Below are 22,569 nucleotides of genomic sequence, written 5' to 3' on the forward strand. Positions count from 1 at the left end.
GCTACTCGGCCATGCGCAGCCCGGCCACCGCCTTGAGCGGCGGGCCAAGCTGATCGATGCCGTGCCTTGCTTGCGCTGTCAAATAGCCGTGAGCGTATGCTGCTTCGTGCGCCAGCTGGCCGTGGCCGTGCTGGAGCTCGGGCAGCAGCCGTGCCGCCACGGCCAAGTCGTTCAGCAAACCGAGCCTGTCCTGCAGCGCTGACAGGCGACTGATGTAGCGTGCCGTGTTTTTTTTATCGAGCAGGTCGCGGAAGAATTCGGCGCCATAGCGCGCTTTCTTGGCGGCGATGCGCACCCGGTGCAATGCCGGCGGGTCTTGCGGATCCAGGCCCGCGATGCGCTTGCGCAGCCGCCGCTCCGCCTTGCGCAGCAGTGGCATGGCGCTGCGGATGGCGCACTTGTCCATGGCGGTGCGGCCGGTGGGCGTGGCCTGCGCGCGCCACTCGTGGCCGCGTATCCAGCTGTTCAGCCGCAGCATGAGTTCCGTGAAGCGGGGCGCATGCAGCGTCTGCGCCATTGCGCCGTGCAGCTTGGCGGCTTTCGCGCGGCTGGAGTCGCGCAAGGCCCGCATTTCGGCGCCGTCAATGCGATCCAGCGTGGCGCTGGCCAGCACATCCCAGTCACGGGTTGCGCCCAGCTCACCGGCCAGCCAGTCCAGGCCTTCGCTGATATCCGGCGGCGCCGGGATCAGCGGCTCGAACATATCCAGCAGCGCGCGCAGGCGGCGCAGGCCGACCCGCATCTGGTGCAGGCTTTCGACATCCTTGGCCAGTACGCCCGAGATGTTGGCTTCCATCTGCTCCACGCAATTCACGCTGATGCGCCGCAGCGCTTCTTCCGTCACGATTTTTTTTGCCAGCTTGACTGGCTTGGCCTTCACGGCCGACGGTCCGGTCGAGCCGAGCAGCGCGTAGCCGCGGGCAGCCTTGCTGTCGTTGGCCAGCTCCAGTGGAATCTCGCGGTGCAGGGCCAAGGCAAAATCGAACAGCTTGTCGGGGGCGCCGTCCTTCAATTCCAGTTCCAGTTCGGAGATGTTGGCATGGTGTTCGCCACCCCTGAAATCGCCGGCGTCGATGGCGCATTCGACCTCTTCTCCGCCGGGCAGTCGTAGCTGCCAGGTGGTGCGCCGCGTGACGCCGGAAAACATGGGCTGCAAGCGCTGCTGGATCTCGGGGGACGACAGCAGCTGGGCCAGCTTGGCGTCCTTGATCTGCCGCGCCAGCAGGGCAGGCTGAATTTTTCCGTCGGGCAGTTCGCACTCCCATTCGCCGCGCCGGTGCAAGGCGGTGGCATGGTTGTCGACGGTTTTGACCGTTTGGATAAATGTGCCGCCTGCCGAGCGCACCCTCAGCGTTGCGCCGTGTTCCCACAGCTGGTGTTCAGGCGTGTCGTAATAGATGTCCGTGTGCTCATGCTCGGTCGGTCCCGCCGTGGCATGCGCTGCCAGGATAGCGTGCGACCGCATGCGCTCCGAGTCGGCAGGGCGTAGCGTCAGTTTGAGTTCGGTTTCCATGGCTGTCCCCCTCCGTTTGACTATACACCGCCCGCCAATACGGGTGATCTTGCGCTTGGGTATGGTGCACGGGGCGAGCCATGTCATGAATTGGTGCCGGTATGTTTCCCGACCGCCGGCGCCGGTAGAGCTGCCATCGGATGGCGCTGTGGTTCAGCTTTTGAACCGGCTCAAATCATAACGGTCAAATGTGACGGGCGTTTGACGTGGCCGTATGTCATGCCGATGTCATCTACGGATGACATGATCGCAGACTGAAGTTGGCCAGCGTAGCGGCTCGATGCTTCTATGAATCTCAACCTGGGAGTTGCTATGCATAATGCCGATATTTCCTTCGCACGCGTTCTCGGGGTAGTTGAGATGACACTCTGTGTCGATGGCGTCGCCGTGGCGCGCACCGCCAGTCCGGAGTCTGTCGTGCGTGAACTGCAGATACGTGGCGGGCGGGAGCTGCGTCTGGAAGGCGGGCTGGTGCTGGAATTGCCGACAACACTGAAGACCCTTGATATGGCGTCAGGCCTGGCATGGAGCGAGCCGATGGCGGCCCTTAAATTGATTGCCGCCTGTTGCGATTTGGGGGAAATCCCCATTTTTTCTTATCCGGAGCGCCGGGCCAGGCCGCGCGCAGAAGCGACAGCAATTGGCATGGCCTAGCGCCTTATGTGCTTCCCTCAACTGCTGCTTGCCCGCACTAACGCCTTATAGCTCCAGCACCAGCCGGCCCGGCGCGGCCCAGGAGACGCAGGTGCACATGCCGGTGGTGCGCATGGATGGAGTGAGGCACACGTCGCGGTGTAGCGGCTGCCCTTCAAGCACCTGTGTGTAGCAACTGCCGCATTCGCCGCGCTTGCAGTCGTAGGAGACAAAGATGTCGGCTGCGATCAGCGCATCCAGGATGGGCGTACCGGGCTGCACTTCCAGCGTGATCTGGGACAGCGATAGTTCGACGGTGAGCGGCGCGTCGTCCGGCTGAGCGCGGGCGCCGAAGCTTTCGAAGTGCATGGCGCTTGCGGGCCAGCCTTGTTGCGCGCTGGCCGCAGCCAGCGCTTGCAGCAGCGGCGCAGGCCCGCAGGCGTAGAAGCTGTCGCCTTCGTGGTAGGCGCCGAGCAGGGCGGTCAGGTCTGCGCGTCCGGATTCCTGCGAGATGTGCTCCGTCATGGCGCCGTGCGGGATGGTGCGCAGTTCATCCATCAGCACCAGCTTGTCCCGGCTGTGCGCCAGGTAGTGCAGTTCAAAAGACTGGCCGCGCGCGCCCAGCGCATGCGCCATCGAGACCATGGGCGTGATGCCGATGCCGCCTGCGATGAGCAGCGTGCGAGGCGGAACCTGGGATGGCGGCTGCGCCAGCAAGGGGAAGCTGTTGAATGGACCGCTCAGGGCGACCTCGCGGCCGGGGCCGAACTCGTCGTGCAGGGTGCGCGAGCCTCCCTTGCCATGCTCCTCGCGCTGCACGGCGATGCGGTAGCTGTCCGCCGGCCCGGGCATGCCGATCAGCGAGTAGTGGTTTTCGTATGCCTTGCCGCCGGCGTCGGCGAAGCGCAGCACGATGTGCGAGCCGGGCTTCCATCCGGGCAGCGGCGCGCCGTCTTTGCGGCGCAGGTGGAATTCCTTGACGCTGCCGCCAAGCTGGGCTGCGTGGGTGATGACGTGGCTCATAATGTCCCCCGCTCAGTACGGCGTGCCCGGATTGAAGGGCGAGGCGTCCAGGTATTCCCATTCCAGCTGCTGGGGCGTGTCGCGCAGTATCCATTTTTGCACCTTGAACTCCCAGTAGCGCCTGGTGCCGCCGGTTTCGTCTTCTGGATCGTCCTGGTCCCACTGGACGGAGGCGGTGCCGGTCAGCTGCAGCAGCTGGCCGTGCGCGAAATCCGGGATGCACAGCCCCGCGTGCGGGTCGGCGGCGATATTGCCGAGCGTGTTGAACAGGCTGTTGCCGTGGTAATCGGGGATGCGCAGCGTGGTTTCATCCACCACTTTCACAAAGCCGGGATTGCCGCCGCGGTGCGAGGCGTCGGCGCCGCTGCCGGAATGGCGGCTTGCCACGAAGACGGTGTCGGCCTGCCGGATGATGTCCTCCACGGTGCCGCGCAGCACGGTTCCATGCGCGGCCTGCACCGGCAGTGCCGGTTCGCCCAGCTGGCGCAGGTGGCGGCGCTGGATGTATTTGGGGCAGTTCGGGTAGGCCTCGCGTATCGCTACCTCCGCGCCGCTTGCGTCGAGCTGCTGCACTGTGCCGTTCACGCGGTAGCGGCGGCGCGAGCCCAGCTCGATGAACAGCATGCCGATGTCGGGTTGGAAGGCCAGGTTTTCCCACAGCGGGTCGGCCAGGTCGCGCTCCTTCTCCGGCAAGTCGATCTGGATGGTGCGGCCGCTGTCGGTGTGCAAAAAACCGGGTTTGCCGAACACCAGGGAGGACCATACCTGGCCTTCCGCATCGACGCTGGCCAGCGCCGCCATGAACTGCTTGGCGATAAAGGGCCGGGCGCCGGCGATGACGGTGTCCGACAGGACCGCGATGTTGCGGTCGGCAATGGCGCTTTCGCCGGCGCGTTCCTGGACTGCGCGCTCGCCTTCGTGGAAACTGCTGTGCACGTTCATTGTTATCCCCCGGTTGATGATGCTTGTATTTTGCGAAATAATCGGGCAAACAAGAATGGGTGTCCCACGCAAATCACTATTTCGCCTGGAGTAAGGAATGGATCAGGTCCACTTGATGAATGTGTTTGTGGCAGTCGGGGAGGAGGAGAGCTTTGCTGCGGCGGCCCGGCGCCTGGATTTGTCCCCTGCGGCGATTACCCGCGCGGTCTCGGCCCTGGAGGAGCAGCTGGGTGTGAAGCTGCTGCTGCGGACCACGCGCAATGTAAGGATGACCGAGGCGGGCCGCCGCTATATGGACGATAGCCGCAATATTCTTGCCAGTATAGTGGAAGCCAACGAGGCCGCCGCCGGTGTCAATTCCGCGCCCAAAGGCAATCTGTCGGTAACGGCCTCCGTGCTGTTCGGCAAGGCCTTTGTCATGCCTTGCATCGTGCGTTTCCTCGAGATGTATCCCGAGGTCGACGTGTCGGCCTATTTTCTGGACCGGGTGGTCAACCTGGTGGACGAGGGCATGGACGTGGCCGTGCGCATCGGCCATCTGCCCGATTCCAGCTTGAAGGCACTGCGCGTGGGCCAGGTGCGCCGCGTGCTGTGCGCCTCGCCGGAGTATCTGGCGAAACACGGCGTGCCCCAGCATCCGGCGGATTTGCTGCGCCATACCATTATTGCCGCCAGCGGAATCTCGCCGCGCGTGGAGTGGAAGTTCGGCGCGGTGGACGACCCCACCATGGTGCGCATGCGGCCTCGTTTGATGGTCACAAGCAACGACTCGGCCATCGACGCGGCGATAGGCGGGCTGGGCATTTGCCGCTTGCTGTCCTATCAGATCGCCACGGAGCTGGGCGAAGGGCGCTTGAAAATCATCCTGGCCGAGTATGAGGAAGCACCTTGGCCGGTACATGTGATGCATCGCGAAAGCAAGTTCGGCTCGTCGAAAGTGCGCAATTTCATCGATATGCTGGTGCAGCATCTGCGCGCGCACCCGCACTTGAGCATGCCCATGGGCGTTTCCCGCAGCGAAATAATGAATTGACGGTGGCGCGGTTTCTCTCTCGTTTCTTAGTACCTAGAATGGACTCATCCGCTGAACGACATGGCGGCAGACCAGACTGACCATCAAGCGAAAGGGAACCATCATGAAAGCAGCCATCATCATCTTGTCCGATCCAAAAGCTGGCGAAGAGGCTTTGGGCCGCATGTTCAACGGCCTGGCGGCCGCTTACGATTTCAAGCAAAAAGGCACGGAAACCGGGATCTACTTCCAAGGCACCGGCACCCGCTGGCCGGGCGTGCTGGCTGCGTCCAGCCATCCTATCCACGCGCTGTACAAGGCGTTGGAGGACAAGGTGGTGGGCATTTCCTGCGGCTGTGCCGATGTGTTCGGCGCCCGCGAGGAAGTGGAAAAAGCCGGCTTCGACCTGATTACCGACAACAGCGTGCCCGGCACATCGGGACTGCCCAGCATCGCCCAGATCTCGGCCGACGGCTACACTGTCTTCATCTTCTGAAGAGGGCGAGCCGTGAACACTAGCCGCACCCTGGCCGCTGCCGCATTGAGCCTGGCCCTGCTGGGCGCCGGCGGCGCCGCGCCTGCCTTTGCCGCACCGGCGGCGCCCAGCGCGAATGTCGCCAGCACCGCCAGCGTCAGCTACCGCACTGTGAAGGTGGACGGCGTCAATATTTTCTACCGCGAGGCGGGACCGAAAAATGCGCCCACCTTGCTGCTGTTGCACGGCTTTCCCACTTCGTCGCAGATGTTCCGCAACCTGATCCCGCAGCTGGCGGACCGCTACCACGTGATTGCGCCCGACTATCCCGGCTACGGCCAGAGCGATATGCCGACCATGGACAAGTTCACCTACAGCTTCGACAACATGGCGCGCGTGGTCGAGAAGTTCACCGAGGCGGTTGGCGTGTCGCGCTACGCGCTGTATGTGCAGGATTACGGCGCGCCGATAGGCTTCCGGCTGGCGGCGGCCCATCCGGAGCGGGTGTCGGCCATCGTGGTCCAGAACGGCAATGCCTATGAAGAAGGGATCGCCAACGAGTTCTGGCAGCTGCCGCGAGCCTACTGGGCCGACAAGTCCGAGGCGAACGGCGCCAAGCTGCGTCCCTTGCTCGAGCTGGGCGGCACCAAGTGGCAATACACGGAGGGCGCGCGCGACGTGCAGCGCATCAGCCCGGACGCATGGACTGTGGACCAGGCTTATCTCGACCGTCCGGGCAACAAGGACATTCAGATTGAAATGTTCTACAGCTATGGCAGCAATCCGGGGCGCTATCCGGAATGGCAAGCCTACTTCCGCAAGCATCAGCCACCCATGCTGATTGTCTGGGGCAAGAATGACAAAATCTTCCCGCCCGCTGGCGCTCACCCGTATTTGCGTGACTTGCCGAAAGCGGAATTGCATCTGCTTGACACCGGTCACTTCGCGCTGGAGGAGGACAGCACGGCCATCGCCGGCTATATGCGCGCTTTCCTGGGGCGCACGCTCAAAGGCGGGAAGTAAGCTGCTTCTGCGGCCAGGCCGGCCGTCAGATATTCAGGTAGGGGCGCGCGAACAGTGCGGCGGTAGCCACCAGATAAGTAAAGAACAGGCCCATCACCCAGCGGTTCATGCGGTCGGTCTTGCTGTCGAGGCGGTGTATTTCGCGCTGTAGCGCTTCCCAGATGGATTGCTGCGAGTCGGTTATTTGTTTCAGGTTGTCGCGGAACACGTCGCAGCTCTTTTCGAGGGAGGCATCCAGCGCGTCACTGCTGTGCTGCAGCTTGGCCCGCAGCTCATCGCCATCGTGCTGCAGCCGCGCGCTGAGTTCATCGCTACTGTGCTGTAGCCGGGCGCTGAACTCTTCGCTAAGTCGCTGGAGTTTATCGCGCAACTCATCGCCATCATGCTGCAGTCTCGCGCTGAGTTCATCACTACTGTGCTGTAGCTTGGCGCTGAATTCCTCGCTATGCCGCTGCAGCTTATCGCTGAGCTTGTCGCTATCGTGCTGTAGGGCAGCGCGCAGCGCGTCGCTATGATGCTGTTGCGAAGAACTAAGGGATTCCATGACACGCAGATGCTCGGCATGCAATTCTTTTGCGGTGTCGGCGATAAGTGCCATTGTGGTTTTGTGGCTCTCGTCCACGCGTTCTTGCATGGATTCCAGCGTCACGCTCACGTTGCTCATCTGGACCTCCAGCCGGATGATACGGGTATCGTGTTCATGGTGGTCCGCAAGCGTAGGGCTGTCAAGCGGCGGGATGTCGTTCATATTGCGCTCCAGTGTGGTCCATCCCGTGAGGATGCCGCCACTGGAGGCAGGTGGTTTTGCGCCGGCGCAAAGCTGCGCGGGGATTAAGTTTCTGTACTGAATTTTGGAGGCGGCGATGAACGCCGCGCCACCAGGCTCACCAGGCCCACGCCTATCAGCAGCATGATGTAGACGGGCGGCTCGGGAATGGGGCTGACGGCGGGCTGCTGCGCTTGCGCGGTGGCGGGGACTGTCACGCTGAGCAGATCCGCTTCGTTGAGGTAGCTGGCTTCGCCGGGAACGGGCGGCAGCAAGGCCTTGTTGCTGGCCTGGTGAACAAGGTCCGCCGCGTGCGCGGTGCCAGCGGCGGCTCCTGCCAGCAGCATCGCCAGCAGGGATTTTTTCAGTACAGTATGCATAGCGGCTCCTAAAGCGATAACGTTTCTTCATCCACATTAGCACCAAATTTTCAGGCGTGTCGCTTGATTAAGAATTTCATTTTTGCAATGTTTCCATTGCGATTTGTTAGTGTCTGCGGCGCAGCTCGGGGTAAGCCAGAACGCGCATGATGACCCCGGCAGGCACCGCCTTGTGCAGCATATACGCCCAGGCGTTGGCCGCGCCGATGCGGCTATCGATGGTCAGTCCTTCGTCGACGCAGCGGGCCAGGATCTGGTTGCTGCGCTGTGGCTGCTGAGTATGCATGGTTGCTCCGTCCGTTTTGTTGAGATTGGGTACAATCACTCTATACCCCATCACCCGGAGAGCAAGTGAAACCCAACGCAGCGGCTATGCCGGGAAAAGTTGTGCTCGTATTGCAAGGCGGCGGCGCGCTCGGCGCCTACCAGCTGGGCGTGTACCAGGCGATGAACGAAGCCGGCATCGAGCCGGACTGGGTGATCGGCACCTCCATCGGCGCGCTCAACGGCGCTATTATTGCCGGTAACCCGCCGGAGCGGCGCGTGCAAAGGCTGCGCCAGTTCTGGACCATGATGGAGCAGCATTCGGCGCTGTATCCCGGCATGCCGCGCGAATTCGCCAATGCGCTCACGATGTCGCAGGGCATCCCCGCCTTCTTCGCGCTGAACCCGGCCACCTGGTGGAATCCGAACGCCAAGGTGGGCGTGGAAAACGCATCCTTCTACCGCACCGGCCCGCTGCACAAGACGCTGGCCATGCTGGTGGATTTCGACTACCTGAACAGCAACGGCACCCGCTTCACGGTGGGCGCGGTGAACGCCCGCAACGGCGAGATGCGCTATTTCGACAGCCAGAAGGAAACGCTGAGCGTGGACCACGTGATGGCCTCCGGCGCCATCCCGCCCGCGTTTCCCGCCGTGCGCATAGACGGCGAGCCCTACTGGGACGGCGGCATCTATTCGAACACGCCGATCGAGGCGGTGCTGGACGACGAGCCGCGCCGCGATTCCGTGATTTTCTCAGTGCAGGTGTGGAACCCGGACGGCAAGGAGCCGCAAAGCGTGCTCGACGTGCTGGAGAAGCACAAGGAGATCCAGTACGCCAGCCGCGTCAGCAATATCGAGCAGCAGCGCCGCATGCACCGGCTGCGCCATGTGATACGCCAGCTCACCATGCACTTGCCCGCCGAGCAGCGCCGCAGCGCGGAGGTGCGCGAGCTGGCCGGCTGGGGCTGCGGCACGCGCATGCACATCGTCATGCTCAAGGCGCCGCGCCTGGACAGCGAAGACCACACCAAGGACATCGACTTCACCGCCACCGGCATCCACAGCCGCTGGCAGGCCGGCTACGATGACACCCGGCGCGCGCTGGCCGCCAGGCCGTGGGACGGCGCGGTCGATCCTATCGAAGGCGTGGCGATACACGAGCATTTCTGAGCGCGCCGGCGCGCGGCCCCAGTACTTCGCCGCACACCTCCAGCCAGGCGCGCGCCGCGTGCGACAGGTAGCGTCCGTTCCACACGTGCGCCACTTCCCATTCCAGCGCCGGTTCCACGATGCGCACCGCGTGCAGGCGCTCGTCGGCCAGCCGGTGCACAAAGGGCTCCGGCAGCAGGGCCACGCCTATCCCGGCTGAAGCCATTTCCACCAGCCAGTCCCACTGTCCGCTTTGCGCGGCAATCGCAGGCTCGATGCCGGCGGCGGCGAAGGCGCTGCGCAAGGTGCGGGTGAGGGCGAAGTCGTCGTTCAGCAGCACTAGCGGCAGCGCGGCCAGCTGCTTGAGCCTGAGCGTGCGGCGCGCGCGCTGGAAGGTGCCGGCGGCGGCCAGCGCATACAGCGGATAGCTGGCGATGCGGCCGGTCTGCAGTTCCATCTCCGGGTCGGCCGGCAGCACCGTCATGCCTATCTCCAGTTCGCCCGCCGCCACGCGGCGCTCTATGCCCTGGCCGGTGTCCTCGCTGAGCGCGAGCGCAATGCCGGGATGGCGCTCGCGGAAAGCCTTCAGCACTGGCGTAAACAGCAGGTTGATCATGGGCGGGATGCCGATCGCCAGCGTGCCGCGCTGGCGCGCCTGGGTATCGCGCACCTCGAGCTGCAGCTGGCGCAGGGTGGCCAGCATTTCGCCGCCGCGCGCGTAGACCACGGCGCCGGTGTCGGTCAGCGTGAGCTTGCGGCCGTCGCGCACCAGCAGCGGCGCACCCACCTCGTCCTCCAGCTGGCGCACCATCTTGCTGATGGTGGACTGGGTGACGTGCAGCGTCTCGGCGGCCTGGGTAAAGCTGCTCAGGCGGGCGGTTTCGATGAAGTAGCGCAGCGACCGGATATCCATGAGTTTTTCGACTGGAATGGTGGAATTTAAGTCATGCAATGCATGAATCTCCGATTCTATACTGGCTTCATCAAAACCATAAATGATCTGGAGCACATCATGCATGAGGACAGAATTCGCCTGCCGGCGCTGATGGACAAGGTAATGACGGCCGCAGACGCCGCGCGGCTGTTCCGCAACGGCATGACGGTGGGCATGAGCGGCTTCACCCGCGCCGGTGACGCCAAGGCGCTGCCGCTGGCGCTGGTGGAACGCGCCCGCAGCGAGCCGCTGGCGCTTACGCTGATCACCGGCGCCTCGCTGGGCAGCGACAGCGACGGCCTGATGGCCAATGCCGGCGTGGTGGCGCGCCGGTTGCCGTTCCAGTCCGACGCCGCGCTGCGCCGCAAGATCAACAGCGGCGAGGTGATGTTCATCGACCAGCACCTGTCCGAAACCGCCGAGCAGCTGCGCGGCGGCAGCCTGAAGCCGGTGGACATCGCCGTCATCGAAGCGGTGGCCATCAATGCGGACGGCGGCATTGTGCCCACCATGTCGGTCGGGAATTCGGCCAGCTTCGCCGAGCAGGCCAAACAGGTCATCATCGAAATCAACCTGAGCGCGCCGCTGGCGCTGGAAGGCCTGCACGACATCTACCTGCCCGCGCAGCGCCCGGATCGCGCGCCGATTCCGCTCACGCGCACCGGCCAGCGCATCGGCACCTCCACCATCCATATCGACCCGGCGCGTATCGCCGCCATCGTCATTACCGACAGCCCGGACAGCCCGTCCAACGTGCTGCCGCCGGACGCCGAAACCCAGGCCATCGCCGGCCACATCGTGGCCTTCCTGGAGGCCGAGGTGGCGGCGGGGCGCATGGGGCCGGAGCTGTTGCCGCTGCAGGCGGGCATAGGCACCATCGCCAACGCGGTGCTGCATGGCCTGACCGGCTCGTCCTTCCGCAACCTGTCCATGTACTCGGAAGTGCTGCAGGACAGCGCCATCGCGCTGCTGGATTCGGGCCAGCTGGCGATGGCCTCCGCTTCGTCCATCACGCTGTCGGCGTCCATGCACGAGCGCTTCCTGCGCAACATCGAGCGTTACCGGGACCGCATCGTGCTGCGTCCGCAGGAGATCAGCAACCATCCGGAACTGGTCAAGCGCCTGGGCGTGATCGCGCTGAACACGGCGCTGGAGTTCGACATCTACGGCAACGTGAACTCCACCCACGTGGGCGGCACGCACATGATGAACGGCATAGGCGGTTCGGGCGACTTCGCGCGCAATGGCCAGCTGTCCTTCTTCGTCAGCAAATCCGTGGCCAAGGACGGCGCCATCTCCAGCGTGGTGCCGATGGCGCCGCACGTCGACCACACCGAGCATGACGTGGACGTGCTGGTGACCGAATGGGGCCTGGCCGACCTGCGCGGCCTGGCGCCGCGCGAAAGGGCGCCGCTCATCATCGAACGCTGCGCCCATCCGGACTACCGCGCCCAGCTGCGCGCCTACCTGGACGAAGCGCTGCCGCGCGGCGGCCAGACCCCGCACGTGCTGGAAAAGGCCTACTCCTGGCACGCCCGCTACCGCGAGCACGGCACCATGCGCGAGCTGTGGCAATGCCGGTGATTTGAAAAAGCTATTGCATCGATAAAATCAATTGCCTTTGTTAATCTTGCTTGCTTATCTAGAATGTAGTCACCCCGAACAACATTCCAGAGGAGCAAGCAATGAGCCAGCAGCCACCAATCACAACCGCGTCCGGCATTCCGGTCGCGGACAACCAGAACTCCATCACCGCCGGCCCGCGCGGCCCGGTGCTGCTGCAGGACTTCCACCTGATCGAGAAGCTGCAACACTTCAACCGCGAGCGCATTCCCGAGCGCGTGGTGCACGCCAAGGGCTCGGGCGCCTACGGCACCTTCACCGTCACGCACGACATCACCCGCTACACCAAGGCCAAGCTGTTCTCGGCCATCGGCAAGCAGACCGATACCTTTGTGCGCTTCTCCACCGTGGGCGGCGAGAAGGGCAGCGCCGACACCGAGCGCGATCCGCGCGGCTTCGCGGTGCGCTTCTATACCGAGGAAGGCAACTGGGACCTGGTGGGCAACAACACGCCCATGTTCTTCATCAAGGACGGCATCAAATTCCCGGACTTCATCCACACCCAGAAGCGCGATCCGCAGACCAACCTGAAATCGCCCACCATGATGTTCGACTTCTGGAGCAAGGCGCCGGAAAGCCTGCACCAGGTGACCATGCTGTTCTCGGACCGCGGCACGCCGGACGGCTACCGCCACATGGACGGCTTCGGCAGCCACACCTATAGCCTGATCAACGAAGCGGGCGAGCGCGTGTACGTGAAGTGGCACTTCAAGACGCGCCAGGGCATCAAGAACCTGGCTGCGGCCGACGCCACCCGCATCGCCGGCGAAGACCCGGACTACGCGCAGCGCGACCTGTTCGGCGCCATCGCGGCCGGCAATTTCCCGCAGTGGGAAGTGAAGATCCAGGTCGCCACCGACGCCGAACTGGCGGCATGGGGCGAGCGCACCGGCTGGAATCCGTTCGACCTGACCAAGGTCTGGCCGCACGGCGACTTCCCGCTGCAGCCGGTGGGCGTGTTCGAGTTGAACCGCAACCCGGTCAATTACCACGCGGAAGTGGAGCAGGCCGCGCTGTCGCCGTCGAACGCGGTGCCGGGCATGGGCTACTCGCCGGACAAGATGCTGCAGGCGCGCCTGTTCGCCTATCACGACGCGCAGCTGTACCGCGTGGGCACCAACCACCAGCACCTGCCGGTGAACGCGCCGCGCTGCCCCTTCCACAACCAGCAGCGCGACGGCGCCATGGCCATCAGCAACGGCGGCTCGGCGCAGAACTACGCGACGGTGGACGCGGCGGGCGTGCACGGCAAGGGCATGGGGCACGGCGAGCCGGAGCTGGCGCTGGCCGGCGCGGCGGCGCGCTACGACGGCCGTGGCCATGAGGACGACTACACCCAGGCCGGCAACCTGTTCCGCCTGATGCCGGCGCAGGAGCGGCAGAACCTGTTCGACAACCTGGCCGGTCCCATGAGCCAGGTCAGCGACGAGATCATCCAGCGCCAGCTGGGGCATTTCGACAAGGCCGACCCGGCCTACGGCGCCGGCGTGCGCGCGGCCCTGAAGGCGCGCGGCCGCAACGTGGGCTGATGCGGTTGGCGGGTTACGCGGCTTCGCCGCTAACCCGCCCTACGAGCCGTCGTGGTCCGTAGGGCGGGTTAGGCACGTAACCCGCCATGCTCTGCCGCCGTATCATTTAAAATAGCGGTCTTGGATCTATCTCTACACAGGACCGCCATGACCATCAAAATCAGCCAGAACTTCGACTCCGGCGCCATCGAAGTGGTGCGCGCAGACAGCGCCGCCACCATAGAACTGAATCTGCGCAACGACAACGCGGCCGATATCCGCCAGTGGTTCCACTTCCGCCTGCAAGGCGCGCGTGGCCAGGCCGTGACCATGCGCGTCCTGAATGCCAGCCAGGCTACCTACGCCAAGGGCTACGAAGGCTACAACGCCGTGGCCAGCTACGACAGCGAGAACTGGTTCCGCGTGCCGACTTCCTTCGACGGCGAAGTGATGACCATCAAGCACACGCCGGACCTGGACAGCGTCTACTACGCCTACTTCGAGCCGTATTCGTGGGAACGCCACCTGCGCCTGCTGGGCGAAGTGGCCGAGAACCCGGCCGCGCGCGTGCTGGACCTGGGCTCGACGGTCGACGGCCGCGACATGAACCTGGTCGTCATCGGCGAACCGGAAGCGGAGAAAAAGATCTGGGTCATCGCGCGCCAGCACCCGGGCGAATCGATGGCAGAATGGTTCGTCGAAGGCCTGGTCGACTCGCTGCTGGACGACGCCAATCCCATCTCGCGCAAGCTGCTGCAGCGCTGCTGCTTCTACATCGTGCCTAACATGAACCCGGACGGCTCGGTGCGCGGCAACCTGCGCACCAACGCGGCGGGCGCCAACCTGAACCGCGAGTGGATGACGCCGACGCTGGAGCGCTCGCCTGAAGTGCTGTGCGTGAAAAACAAGATCCATGAAACCGGCGTTGACATGTTCTTCGACATCCACGGCGACGAAGCGCTGCCTTACAACTTCGTGGCCGGCAACGAGATGCTGGAGAACTTCACGCCGCAGCAGGCCGCCGCGCAGAAGGCCTTCATCGACCGCTACAAGAACGCCAGCCCGGACTTCCAGGATACCGTGGGCTACGCCGCCAGCAAGTACAAGGAAGACATGCTGACGCTGGCCTCCAAGTACATCGGCCACCACTTCAAGTGCCTGGCGCTGACGCTGGAAATGCCGTTCAAGGACAACGCCGACCTGCCGGACGCGCACGTGGGCTGGAACGGCGCGCGCAGCGCCGCGCTGGGCCGCGCCATCCTGCAGCCCATCCTGCTGTCGCTGGACGACTGACCGTGGGCGTCGAGATCGAACGCAAGTTCCTGGTCACCAGCGACGCCTGGATGCAGCAGGGCGAACCCGTGCTGCTGCGCCAGGGCTATCTGTCCTCGCATGCGCAGCGCGTGGTGCGCGTGCGCATCGAAGGCGAGCGCGCGGTGATAACCATCAAGGGCAAGAACGTGGGCGCCAGCCGGGGCGAGTGGGAGTACGAGATCCCGATGGCGGACGCGCAGGAGTTCCTTGAGAAGCTGTGCGAGCAGCCCATCATCGAAAAATACCGCCGCCGTATTCCCTACGCGGGCTTTGTGTGGGAAGTGGACGAGTTCCTCGGCGTGAACGCCGGCCTGGTGGTGGCCGAGATCGAGCTGCCGTCCGAAGACCAGCCCTTCGACAAGCCGGACTGGGCAGGGGAAGAAGTGACGCACGATATGCGCTACCTCAACTCCAACCTGATCAAGCACCCCTACTCGGCTTGGTAAGTCCCGTCTTCCATCCTAAACTGGAGGGATGGAAGACGACTGGAAAATCTTCGCCGCCCGCATGGAGGCCATACTGCCGACCTTGGCAACCAAGGCGGACGTGGAAGCGCTGCGCGCCTACATCGAGTCGATAAGGGCCGACATCGCGCGCTGGACGTTGGCAACCGTGATAGGCCTGTTTATCGGCTTTGGCGGCTTGTTCATGGCGATGACGAATGCCTTGAAACCCGCGCCTGTACCGGCGCCGCAGGCGCAGCCCATCGTCATCTACACGCCCGCCGCCGCGCGGCAGGAAGCCCCGCCGGAACAGCGGCCCCAGCAAAAATAAAGCCCTCTTGCGAGGGCTTTATCGTAGGGCGGGTTAGCGGGGCACGCCCCGCGTAACCCGCCGAAGCGTGCTTAGTGGAAGTGCTCGTTGCCGGCCGGTGCGTCTTCCGGCATTTCAGCGTGGACCAGTTCGCCCGTCGGGTCGGCGAACAGCGGCGCGCCGCAGTCGTCGCAGTACTCGGACACGTAGCGCTCGCCCAGCTTCTTCACCTGCGTAACGCCCAGCGCGTTCAGGTGCTCGACGATCTCCTCAACCGGTGTGCGCGGCTTCAGCAGCTCGGCGATGCTGCCGGAAATCGGGCCTTCCGGCGGCGTGCCTTCCTCGTCTTCCTGGCCGTACAGCGGCCAAACCACGCCGTACACCACGTCCGCGCTCTGGCGCGGCGTGAAGGCGACGCGGTACTCGTCGATCTGGCCGTCGGCCGCTTCCTCGCCAAAGCCGGCGATCACGGCGCGCAGTTCGGACGGCTCCACCGCCAGCGAATGCGTCAGGTAGTGCACCGCCGCGCGGATCGATACCGGGCGGATCAGCTTGTCCGCTTCGCGGCAGGCCATGTAATACGCTTCCGGCAGCAGCAGCTCCACGCCGCAGCCCGGCAGCAGGCGGTTCACGGTCGGCAGCGCCTGCGTGCGCCATTGCTCCAGCGCGGCTTTGCGCTCCTCGGCGAAGTTCGCCTGCGCGGCCGGCATCTGCCAGCGGAACAGCGGGCCGCCGTGCGGCGCCACCACGGCCACCAGCAGGTAGCGCGTGTCGGCCAGGAAGGGCGCCGTTTCCGGCGCCTTGGCTTCCGACTTGAAGGCCACGCCTTTCAGCGCGGCCTGCGCCAGCTTGACGGTCTTGCTGTAGGCCTCGGCATGGCTGCGCGGCAGCTGGTCGATGGAGTACAGCATGGAGGCCATGGCCATATGGGTGCCGTCGGCCAGCAAGTGGGCCGAGAAGTGCGCCGACAGCGTGTTCAGCACGTCGGCGGGAATGGCGCCGGAGGCGATGGAAAAACGGGTCCAGGCCAGCACGGGGGCGGCCACCAGCAGCACGTCGTACTGGGTGCTCACGCCGTCCGCTTCCACCGTGATGGTGCTCGATTCGCTGACCGCTTCCACGCCGTCCATCAGCACGTCGTAGGCGTTCAGGTCGTCGCGGAACAGGCCGTTCAGGGCGGCGTCGACGGTGTCCTGGTGGCCGGACTTGAGCAGCTTCTGCAGTTGCAGTTCCAGGGTGTGCTCCCAGGTGCGCTCCTCGAGGCGGCTGGCGGCCTGGCCTACGGCCTGGGCGAGGGTAACGAGGCGCTGGCTGTCGGCAGTTAACTTGTGTTGCGATTCTTTGGATGGGCGACGCATAGCGCTTACTAGTCTCTGGAAAGTTCGGTTATCCGTATTGTAGTGGATTCGGGCCGGGGCGGCGGCCCAAATAAAAAACGCCGGACGAATCCGGCGTTTTTGGCGGAGCTGGCGGGTTACGCTGCGCTAACCCGCCCTACGAATCGTCACGAATCGTCGCGATCCGTAGGGCGGGTTAGGCGCAGCCGTAACCCGCCGCTGCATTATGCGGCCAGCAACTGGCGCAGCACGAACGGCAGGATGCCGCCGTGCTTGTAGTAGTCCACTTCGATCGGGGTGTCGATGCGCAGCAGGACTTTGACTTCCTGCGACGAGCCGTCGGCGCGGTGGATGACCAGGGTGGCCAGCTGTTGCGGCTTGATCTCGCCTTCCAGGCCCTTCAGGTCGTACACTTCCTTGCCGGTGATGCCCAGCGATTCAACCGAATCGTTGCCGATGAACTGCAGCGGCAGCACGCCCATGCCGACCAGGTTGGAGCGGTGGATGCGCTCGAAGGAGCGGGTGATCACGGCCTTCACGCCCAGCAGCTGGGTGCCCTTGGCGGCCCAGTCGCGCGAGGAGCCGGTGCCGTATTCTTCGCCGCCGAAGATCATGGTCGGGGTGCCTTCGGCCACGTACTTCATGGCCGCGTCGTAGATCGACAGCTGTTCGCCGCTAGGCTGGTGGATGGTGATGCCGCCTTCCACCGCCGAGCCGTCCGCCTTGGCCGGGATCATCTTGTTCTTGATGCGCACGTTGGCGAAGGTGCCGCGCATCATGATCTCGTGGTTGCCGCGGCGCGAGCCGTAGGAGTTGAAGTCGGCCTTCAGCACGCCGTTGTCCTTCAGCCATTTGCCGGCCGGGCCGTCTTCCTTGATCGAACCGGCCGGGGAGATGTGGTCGGTGGTGATCGAGTCGCCGAACACGCCCAGCGCGCGCGCGCCGGTGATGCCGGCAGCGGCCGCTTTCGGGGTCATCTCGAAGCCGTCGAAGAACGGCGGCTCGGCGATGTAGGTCGAGTCAGGCCAGTTGTAGACCTGGCCTTCGGTCGACGACACGGCTTCCCACAGCTTGCCCGGTGCGCCCTTGACGTCGGCGTAGTTGTCCTTGAACACCTTCGAGTTCATGGCGAACTTCATCAGCTTGCCGATTTCCTGCGAGGTCGGCCAGATGTCGCCCAGGTACACGTCCTTGCCGTTGGTGCCCTTGCCGACAGGCTCGGTCATCAGGTCGCGCGTCATGTTGCCGGCGATGGCGTAGGCCACCACCAGCGGCGGCGAGGCCAGGAAGTTGGAGCGGATGTTCGGGTGGATGCGCGCTTCGAAGTTGCGGTTGCCCGACAGGACGGCCGAGGCCACGATGTCGTTCGACGTGATCGCCGCGTTCAGTTCCGGGGTCAGGTCGCCGGCGTTGCCGATGCAGGTGGTGCAGCCGTAGGCGGTCACGCCGAAGCCCAGTTTTTCCAGGTAGGGCAGCAGGCCGGCGGCGGTCAGGTATTCGGTCACCACGCGCGAGCCTGGCGCCAGCGAGGTCTTGATGTGCGGCGCCACGGTCAGGCCGGCTTCCACGGCCTTCTTGGCCAGCAGGCCGGCGGCCAGCAGCACCGAAGGATTCGAGGTGTTGGTGCAGGAGGTGATGGCTGCGATCAGCACGTCGCCGTTGTGCACCTTCACGCCGTTCGACGTGGTGTACTCGGTGGTCAGGTCGGCGGCGTCCTTGTTGAAGCCGTTTTCGGTGGTCGGTTTCGAGAACAGTTCGGTGAAGTTGTTCTTCACGTTGCCGATTTCGATACGGTCCTGCGGACGCTTCGGACCGGCCAGGGAGGGCGTAACGCTCGTGAGGTTCAGTTCCACCACGCGGGTGTAGTCGATGTCGCCGGCTTTCGGCACGCCGAACAGGTTCTGCGCCTTGAAGTAGGCTTCGAAGGCGTCGATTTCCGCCTTGGTGCGGCCGGTGCCCTCGAAGTAGGCTATGGTCGCTTCGTCGACCGGGAAGAAGCCCATGGTCGCGCCGTATTCAGGCGCCATGTTGGCGATGGTGGCGCGGTCGGTCAGCGACAGCGTCTCGGTGCCTTCGCCGAAGAACTCGACGAATTTGCCCACGACTTTTTCTTTGCGCAGCAGTTCGGTGATGGTCAGCACCAGGTCGGTCGCGGTGCAGCCTTCGCGCAGCACGCCGGTCAGGTTCACGCCGATCACGTCCGGGGTCAGGAAGTAGACCGGCTGGCCCAGCATGCCGGCTTCCGCCTCGATGCCGCCCACGCCCCAACCCACCACGCCGATGCCGTTGATCATGGTGGTGTGCGAGTCGGTGCCCACCAGGGTGTCCGGGTAGTACACGCCGTCGGCGGCCTTGTGCACGCCGCGCGCCAGGTACTCCAGGTTCACCTGGTGCACGATGCCGAAGCCCGGCGGCACCACGCCGAAGGTGTCGAAGGCCTGCATGCCCCACTTCATGAACTGGTAGCGCTCGTTGTTGCGCGAGAATTCCAGCTTCATGTTCAGGTCCAGCGCCCTCGGCTCGCGGAAGTGGTCGATGGTGACCGAGTGGTCCACCACCAGGTCAACCGGCACCAGCGGCTCGATCTTTTTCGGGTTCACGCCCATTTTCGAGGCGACGTTGCGCATCGCGGCCAGGTCGGCCAGCAGCGGCACGCCGGTGAAGTCCTGCAGCACCACGCGGGCCACCACGAAAGGAATCTCGTCGGTGCGCTCGGCGGTCGCGCCCCAGCTGGCCAGCTGTTTCACGTGCTCTTCAGTGACCTTTTTGCCGTCGCAGTTGCGCAGCACGGATTCCAGCACCACACGGATCGATACCGGCAGGCGGGAGACGTTGATACCCAGGCTCTTTTCCAGTGCCGGCAGGGAGTAGAACTTCCCCTTTTTGCCGGCAATGTTGAAATCCTTCAGCGTGTTCAGTGTGTTGCGGGACATGACCTCTCCTTCAGTGGGTATCGTCTGTTGTTAATTCTGTTGCTAACGTGATGCGGATCAGCCTTGCGTGGCCGGCGCAGCGGGGGCGGCGGCGGCCGGTTTCATCTGTTCTGCGTTGCGGCATTCATTGGCCAGCTGGCGGTTCTGCTTGGAGTCCAGCAGCATGCCCTTGGCCGGGATGCCGATCCAGATCAGGCCGTACAGCTTGTTCTCGAAGCGGTTGGCGCCGGTGGTGGTGCCGACGCGCTTCAGGCGGTGCAGGCGTTTTTTCCAGCGCAGGGCGATGAAGTTGTCGTCGCCGGCGTTCTGGTAAATGGTGATCTTGTTGCCCAGCTCGCAGTCGAAATCGACCACGGTGGAGCCTTCCACGCCCGGTTCGGCGGCTTCTTCGGCTTCCTCCGGCGTGGTGGGCGACACGGCCGGCGCAGCGCCCGTTTCGGACGGCTTGGCCGCCTTCTTGGCGCCTTTGACGGCCTTCTTGGCGGTGGTGTGGACTTCGGCCTGGGCGGCTGGCGCCATGCACAGGGACAGCGAGCCGAGCGCGAAGCTGCAGGCCAGGAATAATTTGGAGATGGACATTACTTGGATTCCGTTACGGGTTCGACAGGGTTGAGCAGGGCGGCGGCCGCTTCCGGCAGCGCCAGGCCCGCCAGGCGCGCGCGTTGCAGCACGGTCCAATAATAGCGGTAGCTGGCGCGGTCGTGCAGGCGGCCGTTCTGCGAGATCGGTCCCCACTGCACGCGCTCGGCGTCCTGCAGGATATGGGTGGCTTCGTTCACTTCGGACAGGCGCGGCGTGAAGGCCTTGATCACCGGCTTGATCTGGTTCGGGTGGATGCTCCACATGCGCGTGTAGCCGAATTCGGCGGCGGCGCGCTGGGCGTCGTTGGCCACCACGGCCGGGTCCTTGATCTCGGTGGTCACATTGTGCGACGGCACCTTGCCGTGCGCGTGGCAGGCGGCGGCGATTTCCAGCTTGGCGCGCACCACCAGCGGGTGCGTGAACTGGCCCGGCGTGCGCATGGCGTTGCCCGGCACCGCGCCGTAGTGGCTGGACACGAAGTCCATGATGCCGAAGGACAGGCATTCCACCTGGGGCAGGGCGGCGATGGCGTACACGTCGTGCAGGGCGCCGTGGGTTTCGATCAGCACGTGCACCGGCAGGCTGCCGGCGCGGCCGGCCTTCTGCGCATGGGTGTTGATGATGTCGATGGCGCGCTGCACGTCCTGCACGCCGTCCGGCTTGGGCAGCACGACGTAGGCCAGCTTGTGCGCGGCGGCGCCGCAGATGATTTCCACGTCGCGCTCGAAGTGCGGGCTGCGCAGGTCGTGCATGCGGGCGCCGATGCGGTGGAATTTGTTGTCGTCGCTGAGCAGCAGCTCGGCCACGAGGCGCGCGTGCGCCTCCTCGTTGCCGGCGGAGGCGCCGTCTTCGCAATCGAAGGTGATGTCGAACAGCGGGCCAAGTTCTTGTTGCAAGGCAATCGATTTGCGCATCAGCTTTTCGGAGCCGGCGTAGTGGTCGCAGGCCGGCAAGAGCAGCGGCTGGCGAGTGCCCTGGAATAAAACCTCGGATGGATGCATGCGGGAAGAAGAAGGGGACTGGGACGGGGAGGGGGCTGCGGCGGGCGCAGACGGAGACGCCGCACTGCTCTCGGCAGTGCGGCGGGTGCGGCGTATGGTCGGCTTAACCGGTTCCACAGTCGCCAGGCGGGCTGATTATGGCAGCAGGTGCTTCACGCCTTCACGCTCTTCGGTCAGTTCCTTCAGCGTGATGTTGATGCGCTCTTGCGAGAAAGCGTCGATTTCCAGGCCTTGAACGATGGTGTATTCGCCGTTCGCGGTGGTCACCGGGAAACCGAACATGGTGCCTTCGGGGATGCCGTAGGAGCCGTCCGATGGGATGCCCATGGTGGTCCACTTGCCGTTGGTGCCCAGTACCCAGTCGCGCACGTGGTCGATGGCGGCGTTGGCGGCCGAAGCAGCCGAGGACAGGCCGCGCGCTTCGATGATGGCCGCGCCGCGCTTGCCCACGGTAGGCAGGAAGGTGTTGGCGTTCCATTCCTGGTCGTTGATCAGGTCCTTGACCGATTTGCCGTCCACGGTGGCGAAACGGTAGTCGGCGTACATGGTTGGCGAGTGGTTGCCCCATACGCACAGCTTCTCGATGTCTTTCACCTGGGTGCCGGTCTTGGCAGCCACTTGCGACAGCGCGCGGTTGTGGTCCAGGCGCAGCATGGCGGTGAAGTTCTTCGCCGGCAGCGAAGGCGCCGATTTCATGGCGATGTAGGCGTTGGTGTTGGCCGGGTTGCCCACCACCAGCACTTTCACGTTGCGCGAAGCGACGGCGTCCAGCGCCTTGCCCTGCACGGTGAAGATCTGGGCGTTGGCTTCCAGCAGGTCTTTACGTTCCATGCCTGGGCCGCGCGGACGGGCGCCGACCAGCAGGGCCACGTCGGCGTCCTTGAAGGCGGTCATCGGGTCGGAGTGGGCGGTCATGCCGGCCAGCAGCGGGAACGCGCAGTCGTCGATTTCCATCATGACGCCTTTGAGCGCTTTTTGCGCTTTTTCGTCAGCGATTTCAAGCAGTTGCAGGATGACCGGCTGGTCTTTGCCCAGCATGTCGCCGTTGGCGATGCGGAACAGCAGGGAATAGCCGATCTGGCCGGCGGCGCCGGTAACGGCAACACGCATTGGGGTTTTAGCCATGATGAATCTCCAAAGTGGAATAGAAAACGATCTTGAAGCTGGGCCTACGCTTGCGGAAAACTATAATGATACCAAAACCGGCAAGGTTTATTGTTTGCCTTTGACCGGTGCAACGACTATGCTCTTCTTGTTCCGATGCGCGCTGCGCGCGGGCGGACAAAGAGGGCATAGCCGCCGAGTGTAGGCCGGTCTTCTGCTTCTGTCAATCATATCTTATGTCTTATATAAGACAGATAAGTTGTCGTGTTTTGCTGGACGCCACCGGGCTTTTGTGGT

22 protein-coding genes are annotated in these 22,569 nt (G+C 64.3%); 10 read left to right on the forward strand and 12 right to left on the reverse strand.

The genetic code is table 11. From position 1 onward, the window contains the following. Nucleotide 1: 1 nt before the first annotated feature. The gene (locus GTP77_RS09115; RefSeq protein WP_161071855.1) at nucleotides 2-1,513 is read right to left on the reverse strand and encodes a CYTH and CHAD domain-containing protein; all 1,512 of its coding nucleotides are present in this window, start codon (nucleotides 1,511-1,513) and stop codon (nucleotides 2-4) included. A gap of 288 nt (nucleotides 1,514-1,801) precedes the next feature. Here GTP77_RS09115 and GTP77_RS09120 point away from each other — a divergent pair, with 288 nt between their 5' ends. Next, a complete protein-coding gene (locus tag GTP77_RS09120; protein ID WP_229202133.1) occupies nucleotides 1,802-2,167 on the forward strand; it encodes a hypothetical protein in 366 nt (121 codons plus the stop codon). A gap of 45 nt (nucleotides 2,168-2,212) precedes the next feature. Here the strand turns inward: GTP77_RS09120 and GTP77_RS09125 are convergent, their stop codons facing one another. Together GTP77_RS09125 and GTP77_RS09130 are read right to left on the reverse strand one after the other, a co-directional pair. Continuing rightward, nucleotides 2,213-3,169, reverse strand: coding sequence for a PDR/VanB family oxidoreductase (locus GTP77_RS09125; RefSeq protein ID WP_161071856.1), 957 nt, complete (start codon nucleotides 3,167-3,169; stop codon nucleotides 2,213-2,215). 12 nt (nucleotides 3,170-3,181) lie between these two features. Beyond that, nucleotides 3,182-4,111, reverse strand: coding sequence for a pyridoxamine 5'-phosphate oxidase family protein (locus GTP77_RS09130; RefSeq protein WP_161071857.1), 930 nt, complete (start codon nucleotides 4,109-4,111; stop codon nucleotides 3,182-3,184). A gap of 97 nt (nucleotides 4,112-4,208) precedes the next feature. On the opposite strand from GTP77_RS09130, the gene GTP77_RS09135 reads away from it, so the two are divergent. The 3 genes from GTP77_RS09135 (at nucleotide 4,209) to GTP77_RS09145 (ending at nucleotide 6,621) form a co-directional block, all read left to right on the forward strand. Next, the gene (locus tag GTP77_RS09135; RefSeq protein WP_161071858.1) at nucleotides 4,209-5,144 is read left to right on the forward strand and encodes a LysR family transcriptional regulator; all 936 of its coding nucleotides are present in this window, start codon (nucleotides 4,209-4,211) and stop codon (nucleotides 5,142-5,144) included. Between the two features lie 103 nt (nucleotides 5,145-5,247). Further along, a complete protein-coding gene (locus tag GTP77_RS09140; RefSeq protein ID WP_161071859.1) occupies nucleotides 5,248-5,619 on the forward strand; it encodes a DsrE family protein in 372 nt (123 codons plus the stop codon). 12 nt (nucleotides 5,620-5,631) lie between these two features. Then, nucleotides 5,632-6,621 carry an alpha/beta fold hydrolase gene (locus GTP77_RS09145; protein ID WP_161071860.1) on the forward strand — a complete coding sequence of 330 codons (990 nt, stop codon included), beginning with the start codon at nucleotides 5,632-5,634 and terminating at the stop codon, nucleotides 6,619-6,621. A 25-nt stretch (nucleotides 6,622-6,646) separates the two neighbouring features. On the opposite strand, the gene GTP77_RS09150 is transcribed toward GTP77_RS09145, so the two are convergent. The 3 genes from GTP77_RS09150 to GTP77_RS09160 form a co-directional block, all read right to left on the reverse strand. Continuing rightward, nucleotides 6,647-7,369, reverse strand: a complete 723-nt coding sequence (locus GTP77_RS09150) for an apolipoprotein A1/A4/E family protein (protein WP_161071861.1) — start codon at nucleotides 7,367-7,369, stop codon at nucleotides 6,647-6,649. A gap of 83 nt (nucleotides 7,370-7,452) precedes the next feature. Beyond that, on the reverse strand, nucleotides 7,453-7,767 hold the full coding sequence (locus GTP77_RS09155) for a PEP-CTERM sorting domain-containing protein (RefSeq protein WP_161071862.1): 315 nt from the start codon (nucleotides 7,765-7,767) through the stop codon (nucleotides 7,453-7,455). Between the two features lie 106 nt (nucleotides 7,768-7,873). Continuing rightward, nucleotides 7,874-8,053: a hypothetical protein gene (locus tag GTP77_RS09160; protein ID WP_161071863.1), complete on the reverse strand. Its 180-nt coding sequence runs from the start codon at nucleotides 8,051-8,053 to the stop codon at nucleotides 7,874-7,876. A gap of 86 nt (nucleotides 8,054-8,139) precedes the next feature. Between GTP77_RS09160 and GTP77_RS09165 the strand changes: the two genes are divergently transcribed. After that, a complete protein-coding gene (locus GTP77_RS09165) occupies nucleotides 8,140-9,204 on the forward strand; it encodes a patatin-like phospholipase family protein (RefSeq protein ID WP_161071864.1) in 1,065 nt (354 codons plus the stop codon). Here the strand turns inward: GTP77_RS09165 and GTP77_RS09170 are convergent. Beyond that, the gene (locus GTP77_RS09170; protein WP_161071865.1) at nucleotides 9,170-10,096 is read right to left on the reverse strand and encodes a LysR family transcriptional regulator; all 927 of its coding nucleotides are present in this window, start codon (nucleotides 10,094-10,096) and stop codon (nucleotides 9,170-9,172) included. The two genes, GTP77_RS09165 and GTP77_RS09170, sit on opposite strands and share 35 nt — an antisense overlap. 99 nt (nucleotides 10,097-10,195) lie before the next feature. On the opposite strand from GTP77_RS09170, the gene scpC reads away from it, so the two are divergent. The 5 genes from scpC (at nucleotide 10,196) to GTP77_RS09195 (ending at nucleotide 15,336) form a co-directional block, all read left to right on the forward strand. Next, nucleotides 10,196-11,701, forward strand: coding sequence for a succinyl-CoA:acetate CoA-transferase ScpC (gene scpC / locus GTP77_RS09175; protein WP_161071866.1), 1,506 nt, complete (start codon nucleotides 10,196-10,198; stop codon nucleotides 11,699-11,701). 101 nt (nucleotides 11,702-11,802) lie between these two features. Continuing rightward, nucleotides 11,803-13,269, forward strand: a complete 1,467-nt coding sequence (locus GTP77_RS09180; protein WP_161071867.1) for a catalase — start codon at nucleotides 11,803-11,805, stop codon at nucleotides 13,267-13,269. Nucleotides 13,270-13,416: 147 nt separating this feature from the next. Continuing rightward, entirely contained in the window at nucleotides 13,417-14,541 is a 1,125-nt protein-coding gene (locus GTP77_RS09185; protein WP_161071868.1) for a M14 family metallopeptidase, read from the forward strand. A gap of 2 nt (nucleotides 14,542-14,543) precedes the next feature. Continuing rightward, nucleotides 14,544-15,008 carry a CYTH domain-containing protein gene (locus tag GTP77_RS09190; protein ID WP_161071869.1) on the forward strand — a complete coding sequence of 155 codons (465 nt, stop codon included), beginning with the start codon at nucleotides 14,544-14,546 and terminating at the stop codon, nucleotides 15,006-15,008. Between the two features lie 28 nt (nucleotides 15,009-15,036). After that, nucleotides 15,037-15,336, forward strand: a complete 300-nt coding sequence (locus GTP77_RS09195; protein WP_161071870.1) for a CCDC90 family protein — start codon at nucleotides 15,037-15,039, stop codon at nucleotides 15,334-15,336. Between the two features lie 71 nt (nucleotides 15,337-15,407). Here the strand turns inward: GTP77_RS09195 and GTP77_RS09200 are convergent, their stop codons facing one another. The 5 genes from GTP77_RS09200 to GTP77_RS09220 all read right to left on the reverse strand — a co-directional run bounded on the left by GTP77_RS09200 (nucleotide 15,408) and on the right by GTP77_RS09220 (nucleotide 22,293). Then, nucleotides 15,408-16,673: a DUF2863 family protein gene (locus tag GTP77_RS09200; protein ID WP_161071871.1), complete on the reverse strand. Its 1,266-nt coding sequence runs from the start codon at nucleotides 16,671-16,673 to the stop codon at nucleotides 15,408-15,410. Between the two features lie 203 nt (nucleotides 16,674-16,876). Beyond that, nucleotides 16,877-19,585, reverse strand: a complete 2,709-nt coding sequence (acnA, locus tag GTP77_RS09205; protein ID WP_161071872.1) for an aconitate hydratase AcnA — start codon at nucleotides 19,583-19,585, stop codon at nucleotides 16,877-16,879. A gap of 57 nt (nucleotides 19,586-19,642) precedes the next feature. After that, entirely contained in the window at nucleotides 19,643-20,164 is a 522-nt protein-coding gene (locus GTP77_RS09210; RefSeq protein WP_161071873.1) for a lysozyme inhibitor, read from the reverse strand. After that, on the reverse strand, nucleotides 20,164-21,168 hold the full coding sequence (locus tag GTP77_RS09215) for an HpcH/HpaI aldolase/citrate lyase family protein (protein WP_161071874.1): 1,005 nt from the start codon (nucleotides 21,166-21,168) through the stop codon (nucleotides 20,164-20,166). The genes GTP77_RS09210 and GTP77_RS09215 overlap by 1 nt, the downstream gene beginning before the upstream one ends. Before the next feature lie 135 nt (nucleotides 21,169-21,303). Further along, nucleotides 21,304-22,293 (reverse strand): malate dehydrogenase, encoded by a 990-nt coding sequence (locus tag GTP77_RS09220; protein WP_161071875.1) that lies wholly within the window; start codon nucleotides 22,291-22,293, stop codon nucleotides 21,304-21,306. Nucleotides 22,294-22,569: the final 276 nt, after the last annotated feature.

The sequence above is a fragment of the Pseudoduganella aquatica genome, assembly GCF_009857595.1.
GTDB lineage: Bacteria > Pseudomonadota > Gammaproteobacteria > Burkholderiales > Burkholderiaceae_D > Rugamonas > Rugamonas aquatica_A.